The 24,185-nt window shown below is 59.1% G+C and carries 22 protein-coding genes and 2 pseudogenes; 16 read left to right on the plus strand and 8 right to left on the minus strand.

The features are described from left to right. Positions 1-29: 29 nt before the first annotated feature. The gene (locus ACYZT5_RS10430) at positions 30-803 is read right to left on the minus strand and encodes a ParA family protein (protein ID WP_462051026.1); all 774 of its coding nucleotides are present in this window, start codon (positions 801-803) and stop codon (positions 30-32) included. A gap of 158 nt (positions 804-961) precedes the next feature. Between ACYZT5_RS10430 and ACYZT5_RS10435 the strand changes: the two genes are divergently transcribed. After that, a complete protein-coding gene (locus ACYZT5_RS10435) occupies positions 962-1,744 on the plus strand; it encodes a CHAD domain-containing protein (RefSeq protein WP_462051027.1) in 783 nt (260 codons plus the stop codon). 104 nt (positions 1,745-1,848) lie between these two features. Next, a complete protein-coding gene (locus ACYZT5_RS10440; protein ID WP_462051028.1) occupies positions 1,849-2,028 on the plus strand; it encodes a hypothetical protein in 180 nt (59 codons plus the stop codon). 46 nt (positions 2,029-2,074) lie between these two features. Here ACYZT5_RS10440 and ACYZT5_RS10445 read toward each other — a convergent pair whose 3' ends face one another. The 5 genes from ACYZT5_RS10445 to ACYZT5_RS10465 all read right to left on the minus strand — a co-directional run bounded on the left by ACYZT5_RS10445 (position 2,075) and on the right by ACYZT5_RS10465 (position 7,090). Further along, on the minus strand, positions 2,075-2,845 hold the full coding sequence (locus tag ACYZT5_RS10445; protein WP_462051029.1) for an Ig-like domain-containing protein: 771 nt from the start codon (positions 2,843-2,845) through the stop codon (positions 2,075-2,077). A 19-nt stretch (positions 2,846-2,864) separates the two neighbouring features. Then, positions 2,865-4,097, minus strand: coding sequence for a hypothetical protein (locus ACYZT5_RS10450; RefSeq protein WP_462051030.1), 1,233 nt, complete (start codon positions 4,095-4,097; stop codon positions 2,865-2,867). A 180-nt stretch (positions 4,098-4,277) separates the two neighbouring features. Next, complete coding sequence (locus ACYZT5_RS10455) at positions 4,278-5,387, minus strand: LysR family transcriptional regulator (protein ID WP_462051031.1); 1,110 nt, start codon at positions 5,385-5,387, stop codon at positions 4,278-4,280. Between the two features lie 12 nt (positions 5,388-5,399). Then, positions 5,400-6,179, minus strand: coding sequence for a pirin family protein (locus tag ACYZT5_RS10460; protein WP_462051032.1), 780 nt, complete (start codon positions 6,177-6,179; stop codon positions 5,400-5,402). After that, complete coding sequence (locus ACYZT5_RS10465; protein ID WP_462051033.1) at positions 6,176-7,090, minus strand: DMT family transporter; 915 nt, start codon at positions 7,088-7,090, stop codon at positions 6,176-6,178. The genes ACYZT5_RS10460 and ACYZT5_RS10465 overlap by 4 nt, the downstream gene beginning before the upstream one ends. 272 nt (positions 7,091-7,362) lie before the next feature. On the opposite strand from ACYZT5_RS10465, the pseudogene ACYZT5_RS10470 reads away from it, so the two are divergent. Next, positions 7,363-7,980 (plus strand): annotated as a pseudogene (locus ACYZT5_RS10470) (tyrosine-type recombinase/integrase). A gap of 142 nt (positions 7,981-8,122) precedes the next feature. Here the strand turns inward: ACYZT5_RS10470 and pdxR are convergent. Continuing rightward, positions 8,123-9,601, minus strand: a complete 1,479-nt coding sequence (gene pdxR, locus ACYZT5_RS10475; protein ID WP_462051034.1) for a MocR-like pyridoxine biosynthesis transcription factor PdxR — start codon at positions 9,599-9,601, stop codon at positions 8,123-8,125. A 102-nt stretch (positions 9,602-9,703) separates the two neighbouring features. On the opposite strand from pdxR, the gene ACYZT5_RS10480 reads away from it, so the two are divergent. Continuing rightward, complete coding sequence (locus tag ACYZT5_RS10480) at positions 9,704-10,462, plus strand: sulfite exporter TauE/SafE family protein (protein ID WP_462051035.1); 759 nt, start codon at positions 9,704-9,706, stop codon at positions 10,460-10,462. 240 nt (positions 10,463-10,702) lie between these two features. Here the strand turns inward: ACYZT5_RS10480 and ACYZT5_RS10485 are convergent. Then, positions 10,703-11,194 (minus strand): annotated as a pseudogene (locus ACYZT5_RS10485) (CoA transferase); the annotation flags it as partial. 32 nt (positions 11,195-11,226) lie between these two features. On the opposite strand from ACYZT5_RS10485, the gene ACYZT5_RS10490 reads away from it, so the two are divergent. The 12 genes from ACYZT5_RS10490 to paaG all read left to right on the plus strand — a co-directional run bounded on the left by ACYZT5_RS10490 (position 11,227) and on the right by paaG (position 24,182). Beyond that, a complete protein-coding gene (locus tag ACYZT5_RS10490) occupies positions 11,227-12,135 on the plus strand; it encodes a LysR family transcriptional regulator (RefSeq protein ID WP_462051036.1) in 909 nt (302 codons plus the stop codon). Between the two features lie 832 nt (positions 12,136-12,967). Beyond that, a complete protein-coding gene (locus tag ACYZT5_RS10495) occupies positions 12,968-13,264 on the plus strand; it encodes a DUF1330 domain-containing protein (protein ID WP_462051037.1) in 297 nt (98 codons plus the stop codon). Positions 13,265-13,580: 316 nt separating this feature from the next. After that, positions 13,581-14,924 carry an MFS transporter gene (locus ACYZT5_RS10500; protein ID WP_462051038.1) on the plus strand — a complete coding sequence of 448 codons (1,344 nt, stop codon included), beginning with the start codon at positions 13,581-13,583 and terminating at the stop codon, positions 14,922-14,924. 222 nt (positions 14,925-15,146) lie between these two features. After that, positions 15,147-16,055, plus strand: coding sequence for a LysR family transcriptional regulator (locus ACYZT5_RS10505; RefSeq protein WP_462051039.1), 909 nt, complete (start codon positions 15,147-15,149; stop codon positions 16,053-16,055). A 468-nt stretch (positions 16,056-16,523) separates the two neighbouring features. Beyond that, positions 16,524-17,927 carry an NAD-dependent succinate-semialdehyde dehydrogenase gene (locus ACYZT5_RS10510; RefSeq protein ID WP_462051040.1) on the plus strand — a complete coding sequence of 468 codons (1,404 nt, stop codon included), beginning with the start codon at positions 16,524-16,526 and terminating at the stop codon, positions 17,925-17,927. Between the two features lie 184 nt (positions 17,928-18,111). Then, positions 18,112-18,543, plus strand: coding sequence for a tautomerase family protein (locus ACYZT5_RS10515; RefSeq protein WP_462051041.1), 432 nt, complete (start codon positions 18,112-18,114; stop codon positions 18,541-18,543). Between the two features lie 265 nt (positions 18,544-18,808). Next, on the plus strand, positions 18,809-19,468 hold the full coding sequence (locus tag ACYZT5_RS10520) for a 3-oxoacid CoA-transferase subunit A (RefSeq protein WP_462051042.1): 660 nt from the start codon (positions 18,809-18,811) through the stop codon (positions 19,466-19,468). Between the two features lie 36 nt (positions 19,469-19,504). After that, positions 19,505-20,161, plus strand: a complete 657-nt coding sequence (locus ACYZT5_RS10525; protein WP_462052226.1) for a 3-oxoacid CoA-transferase subunit B — start codon at positions 19,505-19,507, stop codon at positions 20,159-20,161. 105 nt (positions 20,162-20,266) lie between these two features. Next, complete coding sequence (locus ACYZT5_RS10530; RefSeq protein ID WP_462051043.1) at positions 20,267-21,043, plus strand: enoyl-CoA hydratase/isomerase family protein; 777 nt, start codon at positions 20,267-20,269, stop codon at positions 21,041-21,043. Position 21,044: 1 nt separating this feature from the next. After that, a complete protein-coding gene (locus ACYZT5_RS10535; RefSeq protein ID WP_462051044.1) occupies positions 21,045-22,367 on the plus strand; it encodes a CaiB/BaiF CoA transferase family protein in 1,323 nt (440 codons plus the stop codon). 208 nt (positions 22,368-22,575) lie between these two features. Beyond that, entirely contained in the window at positions 22,576-23,349 is a 774-nt protein-coding gene (gene paaF / locus ACYZT5_RS10540; RefSeq protein WP_462051045.1) for a 2,3-dehydroadipyl-CoA hydratase PaaF, read from the plus strand. 41 nt (positions 23,350-23,390) lie between these two features. Continuing rightward, positions 23,391-24,182 (plus strand): 2-(1,2-epoxy-1,2-dihydrophenyl)acetyl-CoA isomerase PaaG, encoded by a 792-nt coding sequence (paaG, locus tag ACYZT5_RS10545; protein ID WP_462051046.1) that lies wholly within the window; start codon positions 23,391-23,393, stop codon positions 24,180-24,182. Positions 24,183-24,185: the final 3 nt, after the last annotated feature.

The raw sequence follows: 24,185 nt of genomic DNA on the forward strand, positions 1-24,185 counted from the left end.
TTTCGAAATCTTTCAGTACCCGTGCCGATTCAGTCTGCCTCCTCCAGTACATTCAAGAGATCAACAAACTGATCTGTCAGCTTGTGATGCCGGTCGAGGTAAACCAAAGGTTGGCAGCGCTCATGGGATTCACGCATATTCACTGAGCTACCGAGATACACCGGAAGAATCGGCAGCCCTTCCGCGATGAGTTCCTCGACCAGATTGCGGTGAAAGCCAGTGTTGCTGACGTAGTGATTGATGACAATGCCTTCAACTACCAGCGATTCATTATGGTCAGCCTGAAGCTCTGCGACCTGCGCCAGCACCTGGTACAACGCATGGCGAGCGAAGGTATCGCAATCAAATGGAATCAAAACCGCATCCGCTGCGATGAGTGCACTGAACGTATAGAAATTCATCGCCGGCGGCGTGTCGATGTAAACCCGGTCGTAGTCCTGGGAAATGTCGTCCAGCAGCCGGCGCAGCTTGTTTATCTTGAACTTCGATTCCAGCTTGGGCTGCAGATCCGCAAGCTCGCCGCTGGCCGTGATGAGGTGAAGATTGTCGTAGGATGTCTCAACAATCTGAGCTCGGCTTTTTTTGGCTGCCGGCCCCGACGACAGCGTTTGCTTGAAAAAGTCCGCAATACCCACCGGGATGTCATCCCCGGTCAGGCCGGTGAGGTAATACGTGGAGTTGGCCTGGGCGTCCAGGTCGACAACGAGCGTCCGGTAGCCTTCCATTGCGCTTGCAGCAGCCAGGTTGCACACAATACTCGACTTGCCTACCCCACCTTTTTGATTGAAAACAACACGACGCATCAACACCATTCCTGCGGCAAAAGATTCCAGCTTATCGACTTCCCACGAATCCACAGCGGCAACTTAATGAATTTTATATTGCAGTGCCCGTGCAAAGGGGCTGCGACAAACAGTTGCTCTGCTACGCTCTGCGAACCCACTCACAAGCGAGGACGATGATGTCTTTTGTCGACGATTTTGTGGCTCAGATCATTTCCCTGGAAGTCGCCCTCTATCACTCGCGCTCTCGGTTGCAAGCCAACAGTGACAGCGAAGCGTTGCATGACCTGAGGATTGCAGTTCGCAAAATTCGAAGCCTTTTGCGACCGCTGCGCAACATGCCGGAGGTTATCGAATTGAATCAAGCTGCCGCTGAGGTCGGCAGAGCGACGACTCCCACGAGGGATCTGGAGGTCATCGTTGATGAACTTCGGAATATGGGGTATCCGCGCCAGGCGATGAGCCGGAGCGCAACCCTGACAGAACAATATCGGAAGATCACCGTTAGCCCGGTGCTCGACAAACTGTTTGGCGAACTGGATCGATGGCCAGAATTGTTCAGGACTGCCGAGCGAGCCGGTGAGCTGGTTGATGTAAAAAGACAGATCGAGAAAGCCCTGAAGAAAAGAATCACTCAGCTGATCGCCGGCCTTCGGGACAAACATTTTGATCGGCACGAGCTGAGGATCATCGTGAAAAACGCGAGATACCTCTCCGATGCGTTTCCAACACTGTCACCGCTCAAGGCAAAATCCAGGGCTCAATTAAAGTCGGTACAAGCGTCGCTCGGCTCATGGCACGATCATCATCAATGGTGCCTGCGGGCCGAGGCGGAACCTGATTTGCTCGAAATCGCACCCTACTGGGACGTCGCGTCAGAACAGGCGCTGGCTGATGCCGAGCTGAAATTGGCGTCGCTGCGTGATCACCTAGAGAAAGACCTATCGAAGTCTAAAAACTGATATCAAATCGCCTTAAAATGCCCGATATAGAGCCTCTGAAACATTTTGAACCATCTTAAAAGTGCGCTACCCTCCGCCACCTCGACAGCAAAGGGGGGTTGCAAATGAAAATCACTATTGAAACAAATGAGCAAGGAAGCGGTTGCAAAGTTTGGCTTGGCGAAACGGCAGTTTCGTTCCCCAGCCTAGAGGATGCTAAAACCTACATTACCCAACTAGAAGAGCGGATAGAGGCGGCTTCTCATAATTTTTCCCAGGATGCTGGAAACCCGGAGGTTAGGTAAGCATCTCGTTCCGCGTAACGTCCAGCAACTCCTCTAACCGCGCTCTCTAAGGGTGCTGCTGACGCTTCACCAACGCTGGGTTTATCGCTAAAGGGATGTAGACGTCGGCCGTAGTCGACTCAGGCGCAGTGCCGGGTGACTCGAAGTGTCCGTTCAACCGGTTGCCGGAAGGATCTTCAAGGTTGCCGAAGACCGCCAGCGTGTACCGCGAATCATCCCAGGGAACGTCGGGCGTAAAGGTCCATCTTTTTTCGCCAACTTCCAGGCGAGCGCGGCCCCGGACTCGGCGATTACTCGAGTTCGCAACCGCAAGGTAGTCGACATCACGACCGTCGATGGGCGCGTCCAACTCCACCACTAGCGGTTCGCGTGTGCCTGCACGCACGCTTGTGATGCTCCAGCCAGACGGGCGCGGGCCATCGAGGTCGTCCGACCCCACCTTCCAGCGCTTGATCTCTAGACCGTCCAACATCAACACCACCACCCCGTCGGCGTGGAGCACAGGTCCGACGGTGTCATGGGCTATAAGCCCGCTCTTCACGCGCCCAGGATGCAGAAGCACCGTCAGGATCTTGCCGGTGGGAGACCAGAGCTCCTGCTCGAAGAATGGCTTGTCGATAACATTACCGTTGGCCTGGCGCAGTTCCAACCGAGGCAGGACCGGCTCGCCAACCGGCTGCGCGAACACCAGGGAGATCCGCAGCAGGTTCGCTGGCACCTCCGGTCCGGACGGTTGAACGGCAGCAGGCACTAGTTGAGCCGCGACCGCCTGAGCACCGGCCGCAGTCCACAGGGCCAACGCGCACAAAGTGCGCAACGCATTCGTCATACCGACCTCACTCATGCGTGCCGATGAGTTCGGGGAACCCTTCCTGTTTCATCAGGATGTCATGGGCAGGCTTGAAGTTCTTGAGCTGGAACTCGACGTTGTTGTAGCGGTACTGCGGGAAGTCGTACTCGGAAACGAAATCGGTTAGCCGGAACAACATGGCCTTGTCGAACGACACCAACTGCAGGGCATCAGTCTCCAGCGCACGGCGCACGACGATGAAGAACTGGTCGTCGAGGTTGTCGATACGGGTGGCCCCCACCAACGGTGCCGGAGTCTCCTGCACGCCAATGATTTCACCGGCAGGAACGGGCTTGTCGATGCCGGGCTTCTCATTCGCAGCCTGGATTTCGTTGACCGGGATGATGTTGCCCGAGCGGTGGTAGTTCAGCAGCATCAGCATGTCCTGCGGCTTACCGCTCGCGTCCTTGGCGCTGTACGAGATCATGTCCGCGGGCGTGTTGCCGTAGCCCAGTTCTGCGATAGCTTTGCCCTTGATGTGCGCACCGTCCTTCAGGTCCTCGAGCGGGATAGTCACGAGCGGCGTGCAAACATAGGCGGCGACGATGTAAGGCTTTCCGCCGAGTGTGGCGAACGATAGCGCGCGAATCGGTGCGCGCGTTTCAATCTGATTGTGCGTGGTGTGGTAGATCTCCACCGACGTCATCGTTTGCTTGTCGGTGAACGGGTACGGAATGCGACGCAGCGTCGACGCGAAGTCCTGGTTTGACAGGCCCGCAACGAACAACTCGCCGTTGTTCCATTTCATGTCCGTGACAGTGAAGCTGCGCTCCGGTGTTTCCTTCCAGAACTCGACCTTGGAGTTGTTTGGATTCTTCAGCGTCACCGTCGTCGATTTCATGCTCGCAAGGTTGAGCTTGCGAACCTTCTGGTCGGCAGTGACTGCGACAATCGCCGGCGTCTTGTTCGCCCCGACGCTCACTGCCAAGTACACCTCGCCCGAGCCCGGGCGCGCTGCCATGTCCTCAACCTTGACCTTGCCGGCGCCCAGTGACTTGGACAGCAACGTCTCCAGGTCCACGATGTTGAAGGTCCCTTCGCCCTTCCTGGGCACAGGCGCAGACAGCGCCAGCGCATGCACCTGGGCGCCTTTCCAGTCGGCAACAAAGAGAATGTTATCGGGGCCGAATGCGAGTCGCGATACGGACTTCACATCGGCGGCGAAGGTTGCGGTGGCCAACAAGGCGGATGCGACGGCGACAAGCAGTTTCGTATACATCTTAATACTCCTCCAGGTGGTGAATTGGCGCCTGAGTTCACGTGGAAAATACTCAGGCAGTTGGAATTGCATTTGGCGTCTATGCAGAGAACGGATATGCCCAGTAATCAAAGATTGCGTCGAAGTTTGTGGTGACGATCACGCGAGTTGGCGCTGGGGCGTTTGCAATGAGAGGTTGCCTTAGCGAGCAACGGCCTGAGCTAAATCGCCCGCCCCGCCAAGCCGCTGCTTTAGGAAGTGCAACAGCGTACGGACCCTCTCGGGCAGGTGCTCACGACTCGGGTAGATGGCAAACAACTTTCGCGGCTCTGCACGCCAATCGTCCAGCGCTGTCTCCAGTCGACCCTCGGAGATTTCGGTCCGCATCATGACTCGGGGAACCAATCCAATGCCCACGCCTCGCAGCATCGCGTCGATCAGCATTAGGCTATTGTCCGCGCGGAAGTTGCCACGAATCTCCACAGTCTGTGGGCCGTCAGGCCCGTCGAAGTGCCAGCGCGTGGCGTCGCTGCCGAGCAGATAGGGCAGGCAGTTGTGGCACGCCAGTGCCGACGGATGTTCGGGCTTGCCATATTGGCGCCAGTAGTCCGGTGCCGCAGCGACGGAACGCTCTATCATCATCAGCGGCACCGCGATCAGCGAGGAGTCATCAAGCTGCGCCTGACCGCGCAGCGCTACATCGATGCCGTCGCGTACCAGGTCGACGGGCTGGTCCGACAGCCTCAACTCGAGCTCAATACCCGGGTAGGCCGCCTGAAAGGCATGCAGATGGTCGTTGAGGAAGGCCAGCGTGAGCGACACCGGCACCGCCAGCACCAGCCGGCCGGAGAGCTCGCCACGGGCCGCGCGGATCTCACCTAGCGTGCATTCGGTGTCGTCCAGCACGCGTCGGCAGTACGCGTAAAATTGCTCACCTGCTTCGGTGAGTTGCATACGTCGCGTGGTACGAGCGAGCAAGCGGCTGCCTGTCCACTCCTCGAGATGCACGATGTACTTATTCACCATCGATGGCGAGTAGTCAAGATCGCGTGCTGCCGCGGCGAACCCGCCCGTCTCGACAACACGACAGAAGCATTGCAGAGCCAAGTGTGTATCCATGAATCTCTCGCGGTAAGTACCCCGCCACCACATGCCCTGCCAGTGCATCGACACGATGATGAAAGTGTAGTCGAAGGCGAACGCCAGCGTGACTGCCAGCACGATGCGCTGGCCTTGCAATTGCGCGCCGGCGAGCGCTGTTGAGTCGTGGGCGTGCCGCCTGGACCAGTAGAGGACGACGATGCGCGGCATGAGCGGGCTCCTTCAAATGCTCGAATGGAGGGATGGGGACGCGATCAGGCCGGTTCGCGGGTCGACCGCTGCGGTGTCGAAACGCAGGAGTTCGGGCGACGTCGATGCCGACGCCTGCAGCTGCAACTGAGGCGCGCCGTCGAAGAACACGATTGCGTCGCCGTCCTGGAGGACGACGGGGCCGAGGCCGGTGCCGTGCACTTCGATGCTCCCCTGCATCAAGTGCAGGTAGAGACCGCCTGTGATGCGTGCCGGTATCTCGAGCGCCTGGCCCCGTTCGACGCTGCCAAGGGCGAGCACCACGTCGACGCCAATGTCCAGCGCACCATCCTGCGGCTGCGGCGACACGAGGGTGCGCCAGGCCCCGGGTGTGGGCGTCTGGTACGCGAGCCGTTCGACGGCTGGCTCAAGACCCGTGATAGATGGCGCGAACCAGAGCTGGAAATGGTGGTCGACCTCGTGCGATGAGGGGTTCCACTGCCGATGGCGGATGCCGCTTCCAGCGCGCATCCACTGCAATTCGCCGGGATGTACCAACATCTCGCGGCCCTGGTTGTCGCGATGCTCGACGGCGCCGCTACGCGGAAGCATAACGATTTCGAGGTCGTGGTGCGGGTGCATCGGGAAGCCGGTGCCCGGCTGCACGCGGTCGTCGTTGAGCGCCAACAGCGGGCCGAAGCGCATGCGATGCGGATCGACATAGTTGTCGAAGCTGAAGCTGAAGCGCGCGTCGAGCCAGTCGGTGCGCATCGTGCCGCGCTCTGCGCTGCGGCGGATCTCGAAGAGATTCATACCGACGCCCCCTGGTCGCGGTGGACCGCAAGTGGCAAGGACGCCCGCGCCGGCCGCTGCAGCAGAAGCAGCGCCGCGAGCACCAGTACTGCCGCGGGCCACACCGTCCACGGCAGTCGCTCGCCGAAGACAAAGGTTCCGATCGTCACCCCAGGCAGCATCATCACGTAGCCGATGAAGCTGAAGGTCACCGGTTCGGCCCGCCGTTGCAGCGCGAAGTAGAAAAGGTAGCCAACAATGAGCACAGCGGTCTGCAGCGCTAGCCAGGCGAGGGCTGGGGTTGTCAGCGGTGGCACGATGGAGTCCAGAGCAAGGGCTGCGATTGCAAGCATCGACGACGAAGCCAGCAGCGTCATTGAGGACAACCACTCGCCGCTGACGCCGGACGGCATGTAACGCGCGCGGTAGATATTAGTTGCGCCGATTGTGACGGGAATGGCCAGCGCCATGGCCAGCAGCGCGGGCGTGGCCTCGAAGGAACCACCGCGGCCGGCGAGCATCAGCAGCGCCCCGGACAGACCGAGCCCGACTGCGACCCCGCGGCGTAGCGCAAACCGCTCGAGCCCCAGCAGCAAGGTGAACAGCAGCGTGAACACCGGCGGCAACGTCAGCGAAAAAGATGCGAAGCCGGCGCCCGCGTGCGAAGACAACCAGAACACTGCGGACATCGGCAACGCGTGGCCGAACAGGCCAGCGACGCTGCCGAAGCGCACCAGGCGCGGCAGGTCGGCAGGACGTCCTTGCCGGAACAGCCCGATCGCACCGAGCAGCAGGCCGGCTGCCAGCGTGGGCCATAGTGCGAAAGCGAGTGCGCCCACGCCGTGGTGCGCCGCTACCTTCGCGATAGGAGTACCGAGGCCGAGCGTGATACCGCTACCCAGCAGCAGCGGCCAGAGTCTGGACAGGTTCATGGGGTGAAGGCTCCTCGTTGATGTCCTGTTCAGTCTGGACACCGAGTTGCTGCCGATCTAGAGGCACCTTGGAACTTCACCTTTCACGCTGAGTGGGGAATCGACGTAGCCCGCTTGGCTTTGTTACGTTGACCAGGTCGACCGTGGTACACGCTTTGCTTTCCTCTCCTGCCAGCCAATAGTTGCCCTGAACGTCTGCAATGGGTCGATTAGCGACCTGCACGCATTGCCACTGATCCACCCTTGTCCTCCCTCAACCTGGAGGACAAGCCATGAACACTATCGCTTTACATCGCCATCAGCCTTGGAACAAGGGAAAGCTTGTAGGGCAGAAAGCCCCGCTCCGAGTCAGGGATATCTGGGCCATTCGGGTCAGGCTTCAGCTCGCGGAGAAGACACGGGATCTGGCTCTCTTCAACTTGGCCATCGACAGCAAACTGCGTGCCTGTGACTTAACCAAGCTACGAGTACGTGACATTGCGCATGGGGAGCATGTTTCGTCACGGGCCATAGTGATGCAGCAGAAAACTCAACATCCAGTGCAGTTTGAAATTACTGAGCAAACACGAACGGTTCTGGTGGCTTGGATGCGTCAGGCGCTTTGCAGTGACGACTTTCTGTTCCCGACGCGATTGCATGACTCAGATCATCTCTCTAACAGGCAATACGCTCGAATAGTCTAAGCATGGGTAACAGCCATTGGACTTGACCCGACGATGTACGGTCCCCACACGCTACGGCGAACCAAGGTTTCATTGATCTACCGCAGGACCAAGAACTTGAGGGCAGTTCAACTATTGCTTGGTCATACGAAACTCGAAAGCACTGTCAGGTACTTGGGCATCGAGGTAGACGATGCTCTAGAAATGGCAGAGCAGACAGAAGTCTAATCTTCCACTGCGACGGTCTGGGCCAGACCGTCGCTTTCCGACCCATAGGAGTCCTTCGCGTGGGCCGGCAGTCGACCAGGAGCGGATCTTCGCTGTTTGATCGGAACACGCTTGCGGCCCGAATGGGCACCTCGTCCAGCAATTATTGAGGGAGAGCAGGAGTCAGGAAACGAATCACTTCCGAAAGAACGGCTATTCCCTCATGAATTTCTTTAGCCGATAGGCCCGCATAGCCCAGGATCAGGCCTGCGGATCCCTCTATTTTCACAGATGTAGGACCTGCATACAGCGGGGACAAAGGATATACCCCTACGCCGCGCTCGAGTGCCATTGCTTGCACTATCGCCTCATCCTCAGCACGAAGTCCCGGCAGCAACAGCACGCCATGCAACCCCGCCGCCATGCCACCCAGTTTCCCGTACCCCGCCAGATGCTGTTCGAAAGCCTCCAGCAGCGCCTTTCGCCGTTGCTCGTTGTCACGGCGCAGGCGGCGAACGTGGCGCTCGTAAGTGCCACTTTCGATCAACGACGCGAGGACGTTCTGCTCCCAGCGCGGTGAGTGGCGATCCGTCAGGCGCTTGGCTTCGCGGAACACGTGGACCAGTTCCCTCGGGAGCACCAGATAGCCCAGCCTGAGCTGCGGCGACAGTGCTTTGGAGAAGGTTCCGACATAAATGACCCGCGCCTGGGTATCCATCGATTGCAGCGCGTCGATGGAGCGTTGGCCGTAACGGAACTCGCCGCCGTAATCGTCTTCGATGATCCAGGCACGATGGCGGCTCGCCCATTCCAGCAGTTCCAGGCGACGTGCGACGGGAAGCACCGCGCCCATGGGGAACTGGTGCGAAGGCGTCACGTAAGCCAGGCGCACGCGATCATCTTCCGGCAACGCGCCGGTATCCAGTCCCGAACCGTCGACGGTGATGGGCAACGCTTTTGCACCCGTGGCCGCGAAGCTGTAGCGGGCCATGCGGTAGCCAGGGTCTTCGCAGACGAACGCATCGTTCGGGTTCAAAAGCAGCCGCGCGCACAGATCCAGCCCCTGCTGCGAGCCATGCACCACGAGAATCTGATCGGCTTCGCAGGTCAGGCCACGCGCCCGGCGCAGATAGCCCTGCAACGCGGTGCGCAGGCGTGATTCCCCTTCGGGCTGGCCATAGGAAAGACTGGGCTGGCGTTTGACCAGTTCAGCACGATAAGCGCGCTGCCAGCCCAGGGCCGGGAAATCCCTGGTTGCCACCGAACCGTAGCGGAAGTCGATGCGGGCATGGGGCGTGGCCATGCTGTAGGGCTTCATCGCCGCCACGCGCTGACCATAGTCGGACAGCACCGGCGGCAGCGCCGGGCTCTCCCTGGCGCGCCCCGCTGGCGTACTGATCACGCTGGCCACGGTGGCGGCCTTGCCCTTGGTGGTGACCATAAAACCTTCGGCGGCCAGTTGCTCATAGGCCGCGGTCACGGTGGTTCGCGAAACGCCCAGCTCGGCCGCCAGGGCCCGTGTCGACAGCAGTTTGGTGCCGGCGGCCAGCGTGCCCTCCTCTATCTGCGCCCGCAGTCTGGCGTAGATCCGGCGTTCGGCACCGCGTGTGGATGGATCGGACTGGCTGGCAAACTGGCCCATGGCAAAACCTCGAAACTGGCGCTTTTTATGGTGAAGGTTGTGATCGACATTATGGGTGCCCCGCCATGGGGAATGAAATCCCCCGTTACAGGAGACCGCGTTTTGGACCTGACCCTCACCACGATCCTCGTGACCTTCGCCGGGGTCTTTCTGATCTGTTTCATGAAAGGCGCGTTCGGCGGCGGTTTCGCCATCGTCGGCATTCCGCTGCTGTCGCTGGTGATGGACCCGATCACCGCCGGCGGCCTGCTCGCGCCGCTGTTCATTGCCATGGACCTGTTCGGCCTGCGCTATTGGAAGCCCTCCACCTGGTCGAAGCCGGACCTGAAGTTGCTGATCCCCGGACTGGTGGTCGGCATCGGCATCGGATATCTGTTCTTTCGCGTGGTGGACCATCGCATGGTCGCCATCGCCATGGCGGCGATCACCCTGGTGTTTGTCGGTCTCTGGTTCAAGGCTGGCGGAGAAGTCAGGGGCCGTCCGCGCTCGTCGCCCAAGGCGGTGGCGGCGGGTTTTACCTCGGGCATCACGACGATGGTTGCGCATTCCGGCGGCCCGCCCCTGGCGATTTACCTGCTGCCGCTGGGCCTGAGCAAACAACTCTATGCCGGCACCACCAGCATGTTTTTCACGGTGGGAAATCTGATGAAGGCCGCGCCCTGGTTGCTGCTGGCCAAGCCGACCGGAAGCGTGCTGAGCCTGATGGGCATTTGTCTGCTGGCGGTGCCCAGCGGGGTATGGCTGGGGTGGCGGCTGCATGAACGGCTGGATCAACGCCAGATGTATCGCGCCTGTTATGGGTTGCTGGTGGTGACGGCCGGGAAACTGCTGTGGGATGGGGTTTCTGGTTATCTCGCCTGAACGCAAACAGCTGTAGGAGCGAGCATGCTCGCGATGTACCCGAGGACACCACGGGTCATCAAGTACGCTGCATTATCCGTCAAAAAACCACTAAATCGAGGCACCCGGATTCAGCGATACTTCATCAAAACGTTGCTTGCTGGGTGGCTGCTTGGTCCGATAGCTGCCGATGGCGAACTACCGCTTTCGGCCAAAAGCAGTCAGTCGTTCAAAACTCTTCAAAACCACTGATTGCTAAAACGCAAAGCGCGGGTCTTTGGGCAAGTCTGGCAGGCAATGGCCTCGCACAGGGCGACAAGCTACGAGTTGTTGCCGCAAGCAATTATGAAATCGTTATCACTGGCACGGAACGCCAGATACGGCACGATGTTGTCGTGAGCGTTGCCGTAGCGCCCCAGTGGTTTGCCGGAAACCAAGTAATTCTGGCTCTGGTTGCACAACGTGGCGACCTGCACATCCAGCAGCGCTATGTCGACATGCTGGCCCGGGCAGGTCCTCTCGCGACTGGGCAACGCGGCCTGAATGGCCACCGTCGAGTACAGCTCGGTTCGGCCGCCCGAGGGCCGGTTCGCCCGAACCCCGTCACCGAGCAATACACCAGTCGCGGATTGAGCCCGGACAAGGTGGCGTAATCCAGCCCATACTTCGCCAACGAGCCCGCCTTGTAGTTTTCGATCAGCACGTAGCAGCTCGAGGCCACGCACGCACGATCTCCAGGCCTTTTGGCTTAGCCCTTCCCACCAACTATTCATCGAGTACATGGAATGGATCTGAATCTGATCACGTTGTTCGTCGAGATTGTTGAGTGTCGTGGCTTGGCTGCAGCAGCGCGCAAGCTCGATATGTCGAAGTCAAACATCAGCCAGAGACTCAAGGTTCTTGAGCGTGAAACAGGAGCACAACTTGTGCGACGTTCGGCACGCAGTTTCGAGCTGACCGAAGCGGGTCAGGTTCTCTACACCAGCGGACGGCGCATGCTCGATGATTTGGATAACGCTCGCGCCTCCATTGACATGCTTGGGCAAACGCTGACGGGGCGGATTCGCATCAGCGTACCCACTGGTGTTGGCAGGTTATTTGTCGGGCCCAAGCTACGTGAATTCGCGCGAATTCATCCGGGAATCTCGCTGGCGATCACCTTCAATAACAGGATCGAAGATCTTATCGCCTCCGAAGTCGACATCGCGCTGCGCATCGAACGAGCACCGCCTCTGGATTGCGTTGCGCGTGAAGTTTGCTCAATTGACTGGATTCTTTGCGCATCCGCGGACTATTTTCAGCGACGTGGACCGATTAACCACCCTGCAGACCTCGCATCGCAGACTTTTATCGGATTGCCGCCAAGTCTGGAGACTACGATCGAGCTTAGAAATCGAAATGACGACACGGACGCCCAACTCGTCCATATCCAGCCAACGCTGCAATCGCCCGACTACCCCTTTATCCTCGACGCGGTACTGGAAGGCATGGGCATCGGTATTCTGCCGATATACGCAATACGCGGATCGACCGCCAAAAATCTGCAACAAGTACTTCCGCAGTACCGGATCGTCGGCCAGCTAAACAGCTTGTATATTCTCACGCTTCCCAGCCGTTTCCCGTCACCCGCAAAGCGAGCATTGATCGAATACCTTGAAAAGGAATTGAGAGAATACGCCGAGAGCTGGAAGTAAGCGCATCAACCTGTGCCATCCCTCCCATCCTGTGCGCCAATTCGACGCATCACCGCATCCAGTTGCACCGTAGCTATCAACAAGGCGTATCAATAATCGCGCGGTCGCCCAGGCGCCGCCGCGAGAACCCTTTGCTTATTCTGACCACACTGCTGACCACCGGTGCACCCGCTCCAACGGTCCGTCGCAGAGCACGCCATGTTCGCGTCGGCACCCACCGCCCGCGCCACACCAGGCCTTGCCACGTGTGCACTGATCGACGTGCCACGCCCATCCGATCCTGGGGGCTGTGACGAAGGCGCAAGGTTAACTGACAATGAACACAGCATCCGTTCCCAATGGGATTGTCAGTCGGTAGCGTCAATTCCAGAATGAAAAAAAGGCGCATGGGCGGTAAGGAGATTCAGGGAATCGGGCACTGTCTGACCCCAATGTCATCCATATTCGACCGACACCGCGAGGACCGTTAGATGAACTACAAGACATCTGTCTGCATTCAAGATGACGCGCGAGATTCGGGCCGCGGGCCTGTAAGCGCCACTGATTGCAGTCGGCGGCACTACCATCGAATACGATCAGCCCTCCTCTCTGTTCAGACAGTTCCATAATCCAACCACCGGTACCATGGGCATCAGTCTGGATGAGTGAATAAGTATGTTTATGCACTAGGGACCAGTCGATATTTCGCGCGTCACCGTTTCCGTTGTGACAAGTGCCGGTGATGCCTTGGCCCTTCTTCGTCGCATGCATACACGCGCTCAGTACTCATGCAGAGACGTCTGTGTAAATGATCCTTGCGTTCTCAAATGCTCTTCAACTGAGGAAGAAAAAAATGGCAAAAGGCTATTGGGTGGCAGCGTATCGAGCAATTCATGATGTAGATAAGTTGGCGGCGTACGGAGCCCTCGCAGGACCAGTGGTGAAGGCAGCGGGCGGAAAGTTTCTGGCGCGAGGCGGCGAGGTTGTTGCGGCCGAGGCAGGTCTGGAGCAGCGGACAGTCGTGGTTGAATTTCCGAGCTTCGAGCAGGCTCTTGCTGCGTATCAGAGCGAGGCTTATCAAAAGGTATTGGCCGTACTGGGGGATGGCGCAGAAAGGGACGCGCGCATCATCGCAGGTGTAGAAGACTGAGACGTAACCGCAGACGAGCTGGCGCCAGGCCCCGCCGAATGGCAGCGCGGGCGTCCCTCTGCGCCGCCCGTTCCTTGCTGCGTCTGCGTGGACGGCAGAGTTCGCTCACTCCGTCCGCCCTTGGATTTGGGGAAACTCACACAGACAGAAGGACGTTGGCGGCCAGGGAGTCCTGTCCCGCATCACTGATTCAAGCCCTTGGCCTACCTGGGATGGTCGAAATGGCCAACCATATTCATCGACCGCGACGCCAACTGAAAAGGTAACGCGGCATAAAACGGCTTCTGCTCGCAGGCAGAGGCAGCCGGAGACAGAAATGATTCCTATGAATAAGAACCGCTGCGCCGCAGCGGAGGACGCTCTTTACCGGAAAGTCACACTCCGCGTGATGCCCTTCCTCTTTGTCGCCTACGTTGTTGCCTTCATTGACCGTATCAATATTGGCTTTGCCCAGATGCAGATGAAGGGCGATCTCGGCTTCAGCGATGCGGTATACGGGCTGGGCGCAGGGATTTTTTTTCTTGGCTATTTCCTGTTCGAAGTGCCCAGTAACCTTCTCCTGCACAGGATAGGGGCCCGCCGAACCTTTGTGCGAATCATGGCATGCTGGGGTCTGGTTTCCGCCGGTATGGCTTTCGTTGTCGAACCTTGGCAAATGTATGTTGTGCGTTTCCTGTTGGGCGTGTTCGAGGCCGGCTTCTTCCCTGGGATCATCCTCTATCTCTCCTACTGGTTCCCGCCAAGCCGACGAGCTTCCGCGATTTCCTGGATCTTCGTAGGCATTACCGTTGCTGGCGTCGTTGGGGGAATCGTGTCGGGAGCGATCATGGAACACACCAATGGGCTTCATGGTCTCAGGGGCTGGCAATGGATGTACATACTGGAGGGAATTCCCGCGGTAGTACTTGGGATCATGGCCTACTGGATGATCGATGACGGTCCGCGCACTGCCATGTGGCTGGCGCCGCTGGAGCGCGATACCTTGATCGCCAGGCTGAGCGAAGAGGACGAACGAAACACGAAAGGTACAGCGAATTCCACGAGGGATGTGCTCAGGAATGCGCGTGTGTATTTCCTGGCTGCAGTCTATTTCTCGCTGGTCTGTGGAGGGGCGGTGATCAGCTTCTGGCTGCCAGCCGTGATCAAGGACGCCGGCGCAAAGACGATCTTTGAGGTCGGCTATCTCAGTGCGATTCCTTACGGTATCGGGACCACTGGAATCATCTTGATTTCCAGACATTCGGATGCAACGCAGGAGCGACGCTGGCACCATCTCATCTGTGCGGTCGGCGGCGGTATTGCATTGTTCGTCCTGGCCTTCTGGACACACAGCCTGCCGGCTGCGCTGGCGTTACTTACCATTGCCGCGACGCTGACCTTCTCGGCCCTGGCTGTCTTTTGGGCGATTCCGCAACGCTACCTCTCTGGCGTTGGCGCCGCGGCGGGGATTGCCGTCATCAGCAGCCTGGGTCAGTTGGGGAGCTTCTTCAGTCCGGCCATCATGGGCTGGATCAAGGTCACGACAGGCAGTCTCAACAACGGACTGTTCGTCATGGGCTCGCTGATGATTCTAGGTGGTATTGGCCTGTTCCTTGCCATGGACAACCCTCAGACAACCGGTGCGACGTCAGCCGGCCTGACTCCCGCTGCCGAAGATTGAATACCAATCCACGCTGCACAATGGCAACCTGCCCATCGACGACAAGCGGATCGATTACCAGATCCGCCCCTGGGTCCTGGATCGTGGCCAGGGCCTGTTTCTACATGGTGAGATCAGTTTCGACGTAGCCCTGCGTCGTTACCGGCCTCTCGTAACCGAGTCACAGTGCGATGACTGAGAGGTCGACACCGGCCTGCAGCCGCTACTCATCAAGTACCTCAAATGGATCTGAATCTGATCACGTTGTTCGTCGAGATTGTGGAGTGTCGTGGCTTGGCTGCAGCAGCGCGCAAGCTCGATATGTCGAAGTCAAACATCAGCCAGAGACTCAAGGTTCTTGAGCGTGAAACAGGAGCACAACTTGTTCGACGTTCGGCACGCAGCTTCGAGTTGACCGAAGCGGGTCAGGTTCTCTACACCAGCGGACGGCGCATACTGGATGATTTAGATAACGCCCGTGCATCCATCGACATGCTTGGGCAAACACTGACAGGGCGGATTCGCATCAGCGCACCCACTGGTGTTGGCAGGCTATTTGTCGGGCCCAAGCTACGTGAATTCGCGCGGATTCATCCGGGAATCTCGCTGGCGATCACCTTCAATAACAGGATCGAAGACCTTATCGCCTCCGAAGTCGACATCGCGCTGCGGATCGAGCGATCACCGCCTCTGGATTGCGTTGCGCGTGAAGTTTGCTCAATTGACTGGATTCTTTGCGCATCTGCGGACTATTTTCAGCGGCGTGGACCAATTAACCACCCTGCAGACCTCGCGTCGCAGACTTTTATCGGATTGCCGCCAAGTCTGGAGGCTACGATCGAGCTTAGAAATCGAAATGACGACACGGACGCCCAACTCGTCCATATCCAGCCAACGCTGCAATCGGCCGACTACCCCTTTATCCTCGACGCGGTAATGGAAGGTATGGGCATCGGTATTCTACCGACATACGCAATGCGCGGACCCACCGCCAAAAATCTGCAGCAAGTACTTGCGCAGTACCAGATCGTCGGCCAGCTAAACAGCTTGTATATTCTCACGCTTCCCAGCCGTTTCCCGTCACCCGCAAAGCGGGCGTTGATGGAGTACCTGGAAATGGAATTGAGAGAATGCGCTGAGTGCTGGAAGTAAGTGCATCACCCTGTGCCATCCCTCCCATCCGGTGCGCCAATTCGACGCCTCACCCCATCTAGTTGCACCGTAGCTGTCAACAAGGCGTATCAATAATCGCGCGGCCCAGGCGCCGCCGCGAGAACCCTTTGTTCATTTTGACCACACTGCTGACCACCGGAGCACCCGCTCCAACGGTCCGTCTCAGAACACGCCATGTTCGCGTCGGCACCAACCGCCCGCGCCACACCAGGCCTCGCCACGTGTGTACTGATCGACGTGCCACGCCCATCCGATCCTGGGGGCTGTGACGAAGGCGCAAGGTTAACTGGCAGTGAACACAGCATCCGTTCCCAATGGGATTGTCAGTCGACAGCGTCAGTTCGAGAATGAACAAACGACGCATGGGCGGTAAGGAGATTCATGGAATCGGGCGCTGTCTGATCCCATCTTTCATCCCTATGCGACCGACACAGCGAGGACTGTTCGATGGACTACAAAACAATCAACCCGGCAACCGGGAAATTAGTCAAAGCGTTCGAGGGTGCTAATGACCACGAGATCGAGGGACTGATCGCGACCGCCCACCGTGCTTTTGAAATGGATTGGCGGCACCGGTCCGTTGCGGATCGTGCGCATATTATCTCGAAGGCCGCCTCTATACTGCGCGACAAGGAGGAAGAATATGCGCAGATCATTACGTTGGAGATGGGAAAGCGGATCGCCGAAGCACGCGTCGAAGTGAGACTGTCTGCAAATATCCTCGACTATTACGCCCAGCATGCACACGCATTCGTTGAGCCAAAACCAGTACCTGAGGTTTCGGGCGCCAGAGTCCATGTCAATCCGGTTGGCATCCTGCTGGGTGTCGAGCCGTGGAATTACCCTTACTACCAAATCGCGCGCGTTGCCGCTCCGCAGCTCATGGTTGGCAACGTACTCATCCTGAAGCACGCTGAAAGCGTTCCGCAATGCGCGCTGGCGTTTGCCCAACTATTTGAAGAAGCAGGTGCGCCAACGGGGGTCTACACCAACGTTTTTGCGTCGATTGACCAGGTCGGGAGGATCATCGACGATCCACGTGTGCGTGGTGTAACCCTCACGGGCAGTGAAAGAGCCGGTGCCGCGGTGGCTGAGCGAGCCGGGCGCAATCTGAAAAAGGTGGTGCTCGAACTCGGCGGCAACGATGCCATGATCGTTCTGGAAGATGCGCCGCTCGATTGGGCAATCAATACCGCATTAATCGGACGGATGTTGAATTGCGGACAGGTTTGCGTTGGCTCGAAACGCATCATCGTCGTCGGCAAGCAGCGTGGTGAAGAATTCCTCAGTGGTTTCAAAAAGGCCATGACCGCCCTGCAGGCAGGTGACCCTACGGACGCGAACACGACGCTCGGACCGGTTTCGTCGGAAAGAGCCCTCGAACACCTTCTTGGCCAGATCCAGCGCGCAGTGGATTCCGGCGCAACAATCGAATGTGGCGGCCATCGTATCGATCGAGAAGGCTTCTATATCGAACCCACCATCCTTAGCAACATCGACAGGAGCGCTCCGATTTATCAGGAAGAGTTCTTCGGTCCTATCGTTTCCTTCTTCGTTGTTGCAAATGAAGAAGAAGCCATTCGGCTGGCAAACGATTCGCAGTATGGGCTCGGAGGCTCAATCCTGACTGCCGATCTTGAGCGTGGCGAGCGGATTGCTACGCAAATCGACAGCGGCATGGTGTTTGTCAATCGACCGTTTGCGACGACCCCTCAGCTACCGTTCGGAGGTGTCAAGAACTCCGGATTCGGGAGGGAGCTGTCGATGGCTGGATTCGAGGAGTTCGTTAACAAGAAGCTGATTACAACGGACCCGGTTGGAACGCTGCCCACGAAACCCAAGGGAAGCTGACAGGAAGCCGAATCGCGTTCCCCAAAAAGAGAATACTGCATTTGCGAAAAGCATCATTTCAATCCGGTAGCCCATTCCTGAGCTATTGATATCGCCGTCTTACAGATGTCACGTACCTTTTCTAAAGAAATTCAGATGCGTGACATGAGGAAAGCGGCATCTATGAAGTGTGGAGAATAAAAAAATGCCTTTGTGGAATATCTATCACCCAGTCGGCGCCTATACAGCAGAAGAAAAAAGGGAGATGGCAAATCGCATTGCCGACATCTACATCATTCCTCGCTTCTATGTAGGCGTTCTGTTTCATGAACAGCCCAAAGACTCCTTCTACATGGGAGGAGAGGCGCGCGGTGATTTTGTCAGAATCCGGCTGGACCATTTCGCCAGGCACATCGCCGATGACCCCGAGTGGACGGCTTCCTGGCTACGCAAGGCGAATGCCGCTATCGCACCCTTTGTTCAGGACCGGGGCTACCACTTCGAGTTGCATGTCGGCGAAACACCGCAAGAACTTTGGTTGATCGACAGCATTCACCCGCCTCGTCCCGATACGGTAGCCGAGAAGCGGTGGAAGCTTGAGAACTGCGCCTCACCCTACGATCCGAGCGAAGGCTGATCGGACCGGTTGCGCCTGAAAAATCTCGGACGCTGACACGCAACGGCCCTCGGTAGCGGCCAAGCAATTACTGAGGCCTTTCCCGGACTTCTGGCTGCTCATCTCTCTCTAGAGAGTTTTCCATCTATGCCGAACGTGGTTCGAATATTCGACCCTCGCGGAGGAACTCGTGCCCGGTTTGTCTCGAGACCAGGCGCCGGCGCTCGATGGAACACCATTTACCCAAGCGAACGGGCATGCCAGTCGCCCTTGGATGATTCTTAAGATGAACAAGATTCTGGACACATGTGACACAGCACTGGAGGACATCAAGGATGGGGCCACCATCATGATCAGCGGCTTCGGGCGGGCAGGTCTTCCCTTACGGCTGATTGATGCGCTGGTTGAACAAGGTGCGCGCGGTCTCACCATCATCAGCAACAACTCCGGCAGCGATGATTCCGGATTCGGTGAGCTCATTCGGCAGAAGCGCGTGAGGAAACTTATTTGTTCATTTCCACGGCTCCCCGGAGCAACCCTGTTTGACGCGGCTTATCGGGCAGGAGAGGTGGAACTTGAAGTGATTCCACAAGGTACCTTGGCGGAACGCATGCGGGCAGCGGGCGCTGGAATTGGCGGCTTTTATACCCCGACAGCCTACGGTACCAGGCTCGCGGAAGGAAAAGAGTCCCGCAAGATCGGCGACAAGAATTACGTTTTCGAATTACCACTGAAAGCTGACTTCGCACTCGTGAAGGCATATCACGCAGACCGCTGGGGCAACCTGACGTACAGGATGTCTGGTCGCAATTTTGGCCCGGTCATGGCCAGCGCGGCGACAACGACGATCGTTCAAGTCAGCGAAATCGTTCCACTCGGTACGTTGAATCCGGAGACGGTGGTTACGCCCGGAATATATGTACAGCGCGTCGTACGGGTCTCGTAGTCGGCCTGCTGATTGAGTGGAAGAGTTAGAGATGAGATCGCAGAAATGAAGAAGCTTACACGTATCGAAATGGCACAGCGCGTCGCGCGAGATATCCCGGACGGCGCGTATGTCAATCTGGGAATTGGCGTCCCGACGCTTGTCGCCAACCATCTGCACCCACACCGGGAAATCATTCTACACAGCGAAAACGGCGTCCTCGGGATGGGACCCGCGCCAGTGCCTGGCGAAGAGGACGAGGATCTGATCAACGCTGGCAAGGAACCCGTCACGCTGGTTCCAGGAGGCGCCTTCTTCCACCATGCCGATTCGTTCGCAATGATTCGCGGCGGACATCTCGACTACTGCATTTTGGGCGCGTTCCAGGTTTCGGTCCGTGGCGACCTGGCGAATTGGCACACAGGACAAGCCGATGCGATTCCGGCAGTTGGCGGTGCAATGGATCTCGCGTCCGGTGCGAAGAATGTGTACGTGATGATGGAGCATCTGACCAGAGAGGGTGCAAGCAAGATCGTCGAACGATGCTCCTATCCGGTTACGGGAATGGGTTGCGTGAGCCGGATCTATACCGATCTCGCGGTCATCGATGTCACGCGATCGGGCCTGGAGGCGATCGAGATCTGCACGGACCTGTCGTTCGATGCGCTCTGTGAACTGACCGGCGTCCAATTACTGCGAGGGACAGCCGGATGAACGCGATCTGGAAGCCCGGCTGAAGCCGCTAACTCAAGCCCCCCGGACTATTGCAACGAACGCTGTCTGTGTAGCAGACACCTACCAGTGATATGGAGCAAAAAAGTGAACGAACCGATCGTGATACGCGAGATAAAGGACCGCGTGACAGTACTGACGATGAATTTTCGTCCGCACAACCTGATGGGTCCAACGATGTACGGTGCGCTACTCGAGGAAATTGACGCGGCTGTCGAGCGCGGTTCGCGCGCAATCCTGCTGCGCAGCGCATTGCGGCATTTCTCAGCGGGCGCCGAAGTGTCGCTGTTCCCCGATCGCATTGCGCAAGAGGGTAAAGGGCTGGTCGATCCGCTCGAAGTGCTGCGCGCATTCGAGACGCTGCCGATTCCGATCGTCGCAGCGGTCAATGGCACCTGTCTCGGCGGCGGCTTCGAACTGGTGCTCGCGTGCGACTACAGCGTGGTCGCCGAGTCGGCCAAGATAGGTTCAGTCGAGGCCGCAGTCGGCTTGCATCCGCTACTTGGCGGAATCCAGCGTCAGGTGGTGCGCGCGGGACCGGCCCGCGCCAAGGAGATGTCGATGCTCGGCCGTCGCTATGACGCCGCAACGCTTGAGCGCTGGGGCCTGATCAACCTGGTAGTGCCCGACGAAAACCTCGACGAGGCAGCGCTGTCGGTCGCCCAGGAACTGGCTGCGGGCCCGACAGTCGCGCACGGCGCTACGAAGCAGCTTGTAAGCATCGCGCTCAACGAGGGCCTCAAAGCAGCCGACGAAGCGATGTTCGAACTACAGAAGCCGATCTGGGCGTCGCAGGATCTCAAGCGGGGACTCGAAGCCTTCGGCAAGACTGGACCCGGCACGGCAGAATTCAAGGGGGACTGATATGACTGGACCACTAAACGGACTCAAGGTTGTCGACTTCTCGCGGGTGCTGGCCGGACCGCTCTGCGCACGCACACTCGCCGACCTTGGCGCGGATGTGATCAAGATCGAGCCTCCTCGCCCGGACGTGTCGCGCTCCGCGTTCCCGAACCAGAACGGCATGTCGGGCTACTACGCGCAACAGAATAGCGGCAAGCGCAACGTCAGCGTCGATCTGAATGTGGGCAACGCACGCGAGCTGGTGCTGCGCCTGTGCGACGACGCTGACATCATCGTCGAAAACTTCCGTGCGGGCACGCTCAAGTCGTTCGGTCTTGACTACGAGACGCTCAGCCTGCGCAATCCGAAGCTGGTGTATGTTTCGATCACCGGCTACGGGCAGCGCGGACCTTGGGCATCGCGCATGGCCTATGCGCCGACAGTGCAAGCCGAAGCCGGCTTCACCCACAACACAATGCGGCATTTCGAGGGCATCGATGCAGGGCGCAAATGGACCGATCCGCTGTCGCACGCGGACGTCTACGCGGGCTTGCAGGCGACCATCGCGGTGCTTGCTGCGGTGCACAAGCGAGACGTGACTGGCCGCGGACAGTACATCGATGTGGCCATGGCGGCGGTGATGCTGTCCATAAACGAACGCGCGCACCTTGACCTCGCGGGTGTCGATACCGGTGCGGAACCGGGTGTGCTCGGTGCGACAGAAGGCCCTCACTTCGTCGGACCGGCGGGCGAGGCATTTGTCGCGGCGCAGAGCATCGTCGGCACCAACACGTTTCCAAACTATCTGCGCGCGATGCGCCGGATGGATCTTGCGCGCGATCCGCGCTTCAGTACCGCTGAGCTGCGGCTACAGAACTACGGCGAACTGCATGCGCTGATCCAAAAATGGATGCTCTCGTTCCGCGACCTGCAGACGCTCGATGCACAGCTGGACGAAGCGAAGATTGCCATCGGCCAGATCCGTTCGCTGAAGGAACTCGCCGAGACCGACTGGGCAAAGCAGTGGGGCGCAGTGCAGGAAGTCCCTGATCGGCGTGGTGGCTCGTATCGTCTTCACGGCTATCCGTGGCGTTTTTCAGACGACGAACTCGGCCCGCGCAGCGCGCCGGCATTTCGCGGCGAGCACAACGAACAGGTATTCCGCAGCGCAGGCTTGTCGATGAGCGAAGTGTGCGCAGCTGTCCAGGCGGGAGTCTTGGTCGGCGGCGTTCCGGACCCGGTGAGGGTCTCGTCGTCGACGCACGTGCCGGACGTCGGCAAGCCGCTTCAAGAGGCTGCGGTATTCATAGAACGGATTGATGAAGACCACGCCTTTGCCGGTTGAAAGATCGCGCGGGTAGTCCGCGCCTCGAACCAGTGCTTGCAAGCCAGCCAGCCGCACGCGGGTGCAGCTGGCCCGCGTGGCCATGGACGCTATATGCCGACGACAGCGCCGGATCAGCGACCCATGGCCGCCCTGGAACGACAACACGCACTAACACCGATGACCAGTTCGGCTTGCGAAGCCGCGCGTGCTGCCTGAGGATTTTGGAATGTCTCTCACCCTCGCCGTACTTTCCCCGGAGCCAGGCGTCCGCCTGATCACCCTGCAGCGCCCGGAAGCGCTCAACGCATTGAACACCGAATTGCTCGGCGAACTGGCCGCCGAACTCGCTGCCGCCGAACAGGACGCCAATATCCGTTCAGTAGTGATCACCGGCAGCCGCAAGGCCTTCGCCGCCGGTGCCGACATTAAGGAAATGGCCGAACGCGACCTGGTCGGCATCCTGAACGACCCACGCATTGCTCATTGGCAACACATCGCCAGCTTCTCGAAGCCGCTGATTGCAGCCGTCAACGGCTTCTGCTTGGGCGGTGGCTGCGAACTGGCCATGCACGCAGACATCCTCATTGCAGGCGAGGACGCCCGCTTCGGCCAGCCGGAAATCAACCTCGGGATTATGCCGGGCGCTGGCGGCACGCAACGCCTGCTGCGTGCGGTGGGCAAGCCCCTGGCCATGCAAATGGTCCTCACCGGCGAGGCAATCGACGCCCGCCACGCCCTGCGTGCTGGTCTGGTCAGTGAAGTAACTCAACCGGAACTCACCGTCGAGCGGGCCATCGCCATTGCCCGGAGCATCGCTCAGAAGGCGCCCCTGGCGGTGCGCCTGGCCAAGGAGGCGCTGCTGAAGGCCCAAGACACCGATTTGGCCAGCGGCCTGCGCTTCGAGCGCCACGCCTTCACACTTCTGGCCGGCACCCGCGACCGTGAGGAAGGTATCCGCGCCTTCCAGGAAAAGCGCCGCCCCGAATTTACCGGCCAGTGACCGCTGGCCGCCCTCTTCCGACGCCCTGGAGCGCCCGAGTCATGAACTTAGAACACATCCTCTTTTCCATTGAGGCTGGCGTCGCCATCCTCAGTCTCAACCGCCCGGAGCAACTGAACAGCTTCAATGCCAGGATGCACGGCGAGGTCCACGAAGTCCTCAAACTGGTGCGCCAGGACGCCGAGGTGCGCGTTCTGCTGCTGACCGGCGAGGGTCGCGGCTTCTGTGCGGGCCAGGACCTGGCCGACCGCAATGTGACGCCGGGCACCGCCGCGCCGGATCTGGGCGAATCCATCGAGAAGTTCTACAACCCGCTGATCCGCGCTCTGCGCGACCTTCCACTACCGGTGATCTGCGCGGTGAACGGCGTCGCCGCCGGCGCCGGAGCTAACATTCCTCTGGCCTGCGACCTGGTGCTGGCAGCACGCTCCGCCAGCTTCATCCAGGCCTTTTGCAAGATCGGCCTGCTTCCGGATTCCGGCGGCACCTGGACCCTTCCCCGCCACGTCGGCATGGCCCGCGCCAAGGCGCTGTCGCTGCTGGGGGGGCGCCTCTCCGCCGAGCAGGCCGAGCAGTGGGGTCTGATCTACCGCGTGGTGGACGATGCCGACTTGCGCGAGGAGGCCTTCAAGCTCGCCCGCCACCTGGCCACCCAGCCCACCTACGGGCTGGCCCTGATCAAGCGCAGCCTCAACGCCAGTCTGAACAACAGCCTCGACGAGCAACTCGACCTGGAGCGCGACCTACAGCGTCTGGCCGGCCGCAGCGAGGATTACCACGAAGGCGTCAGTGCCTTCCTGGAAAAGCGCACCCCCACCTTCAAAGGACGCTAAGCC

Source organism: Pseudomonas sp. LB3P14, assembly GCF_054898045.1.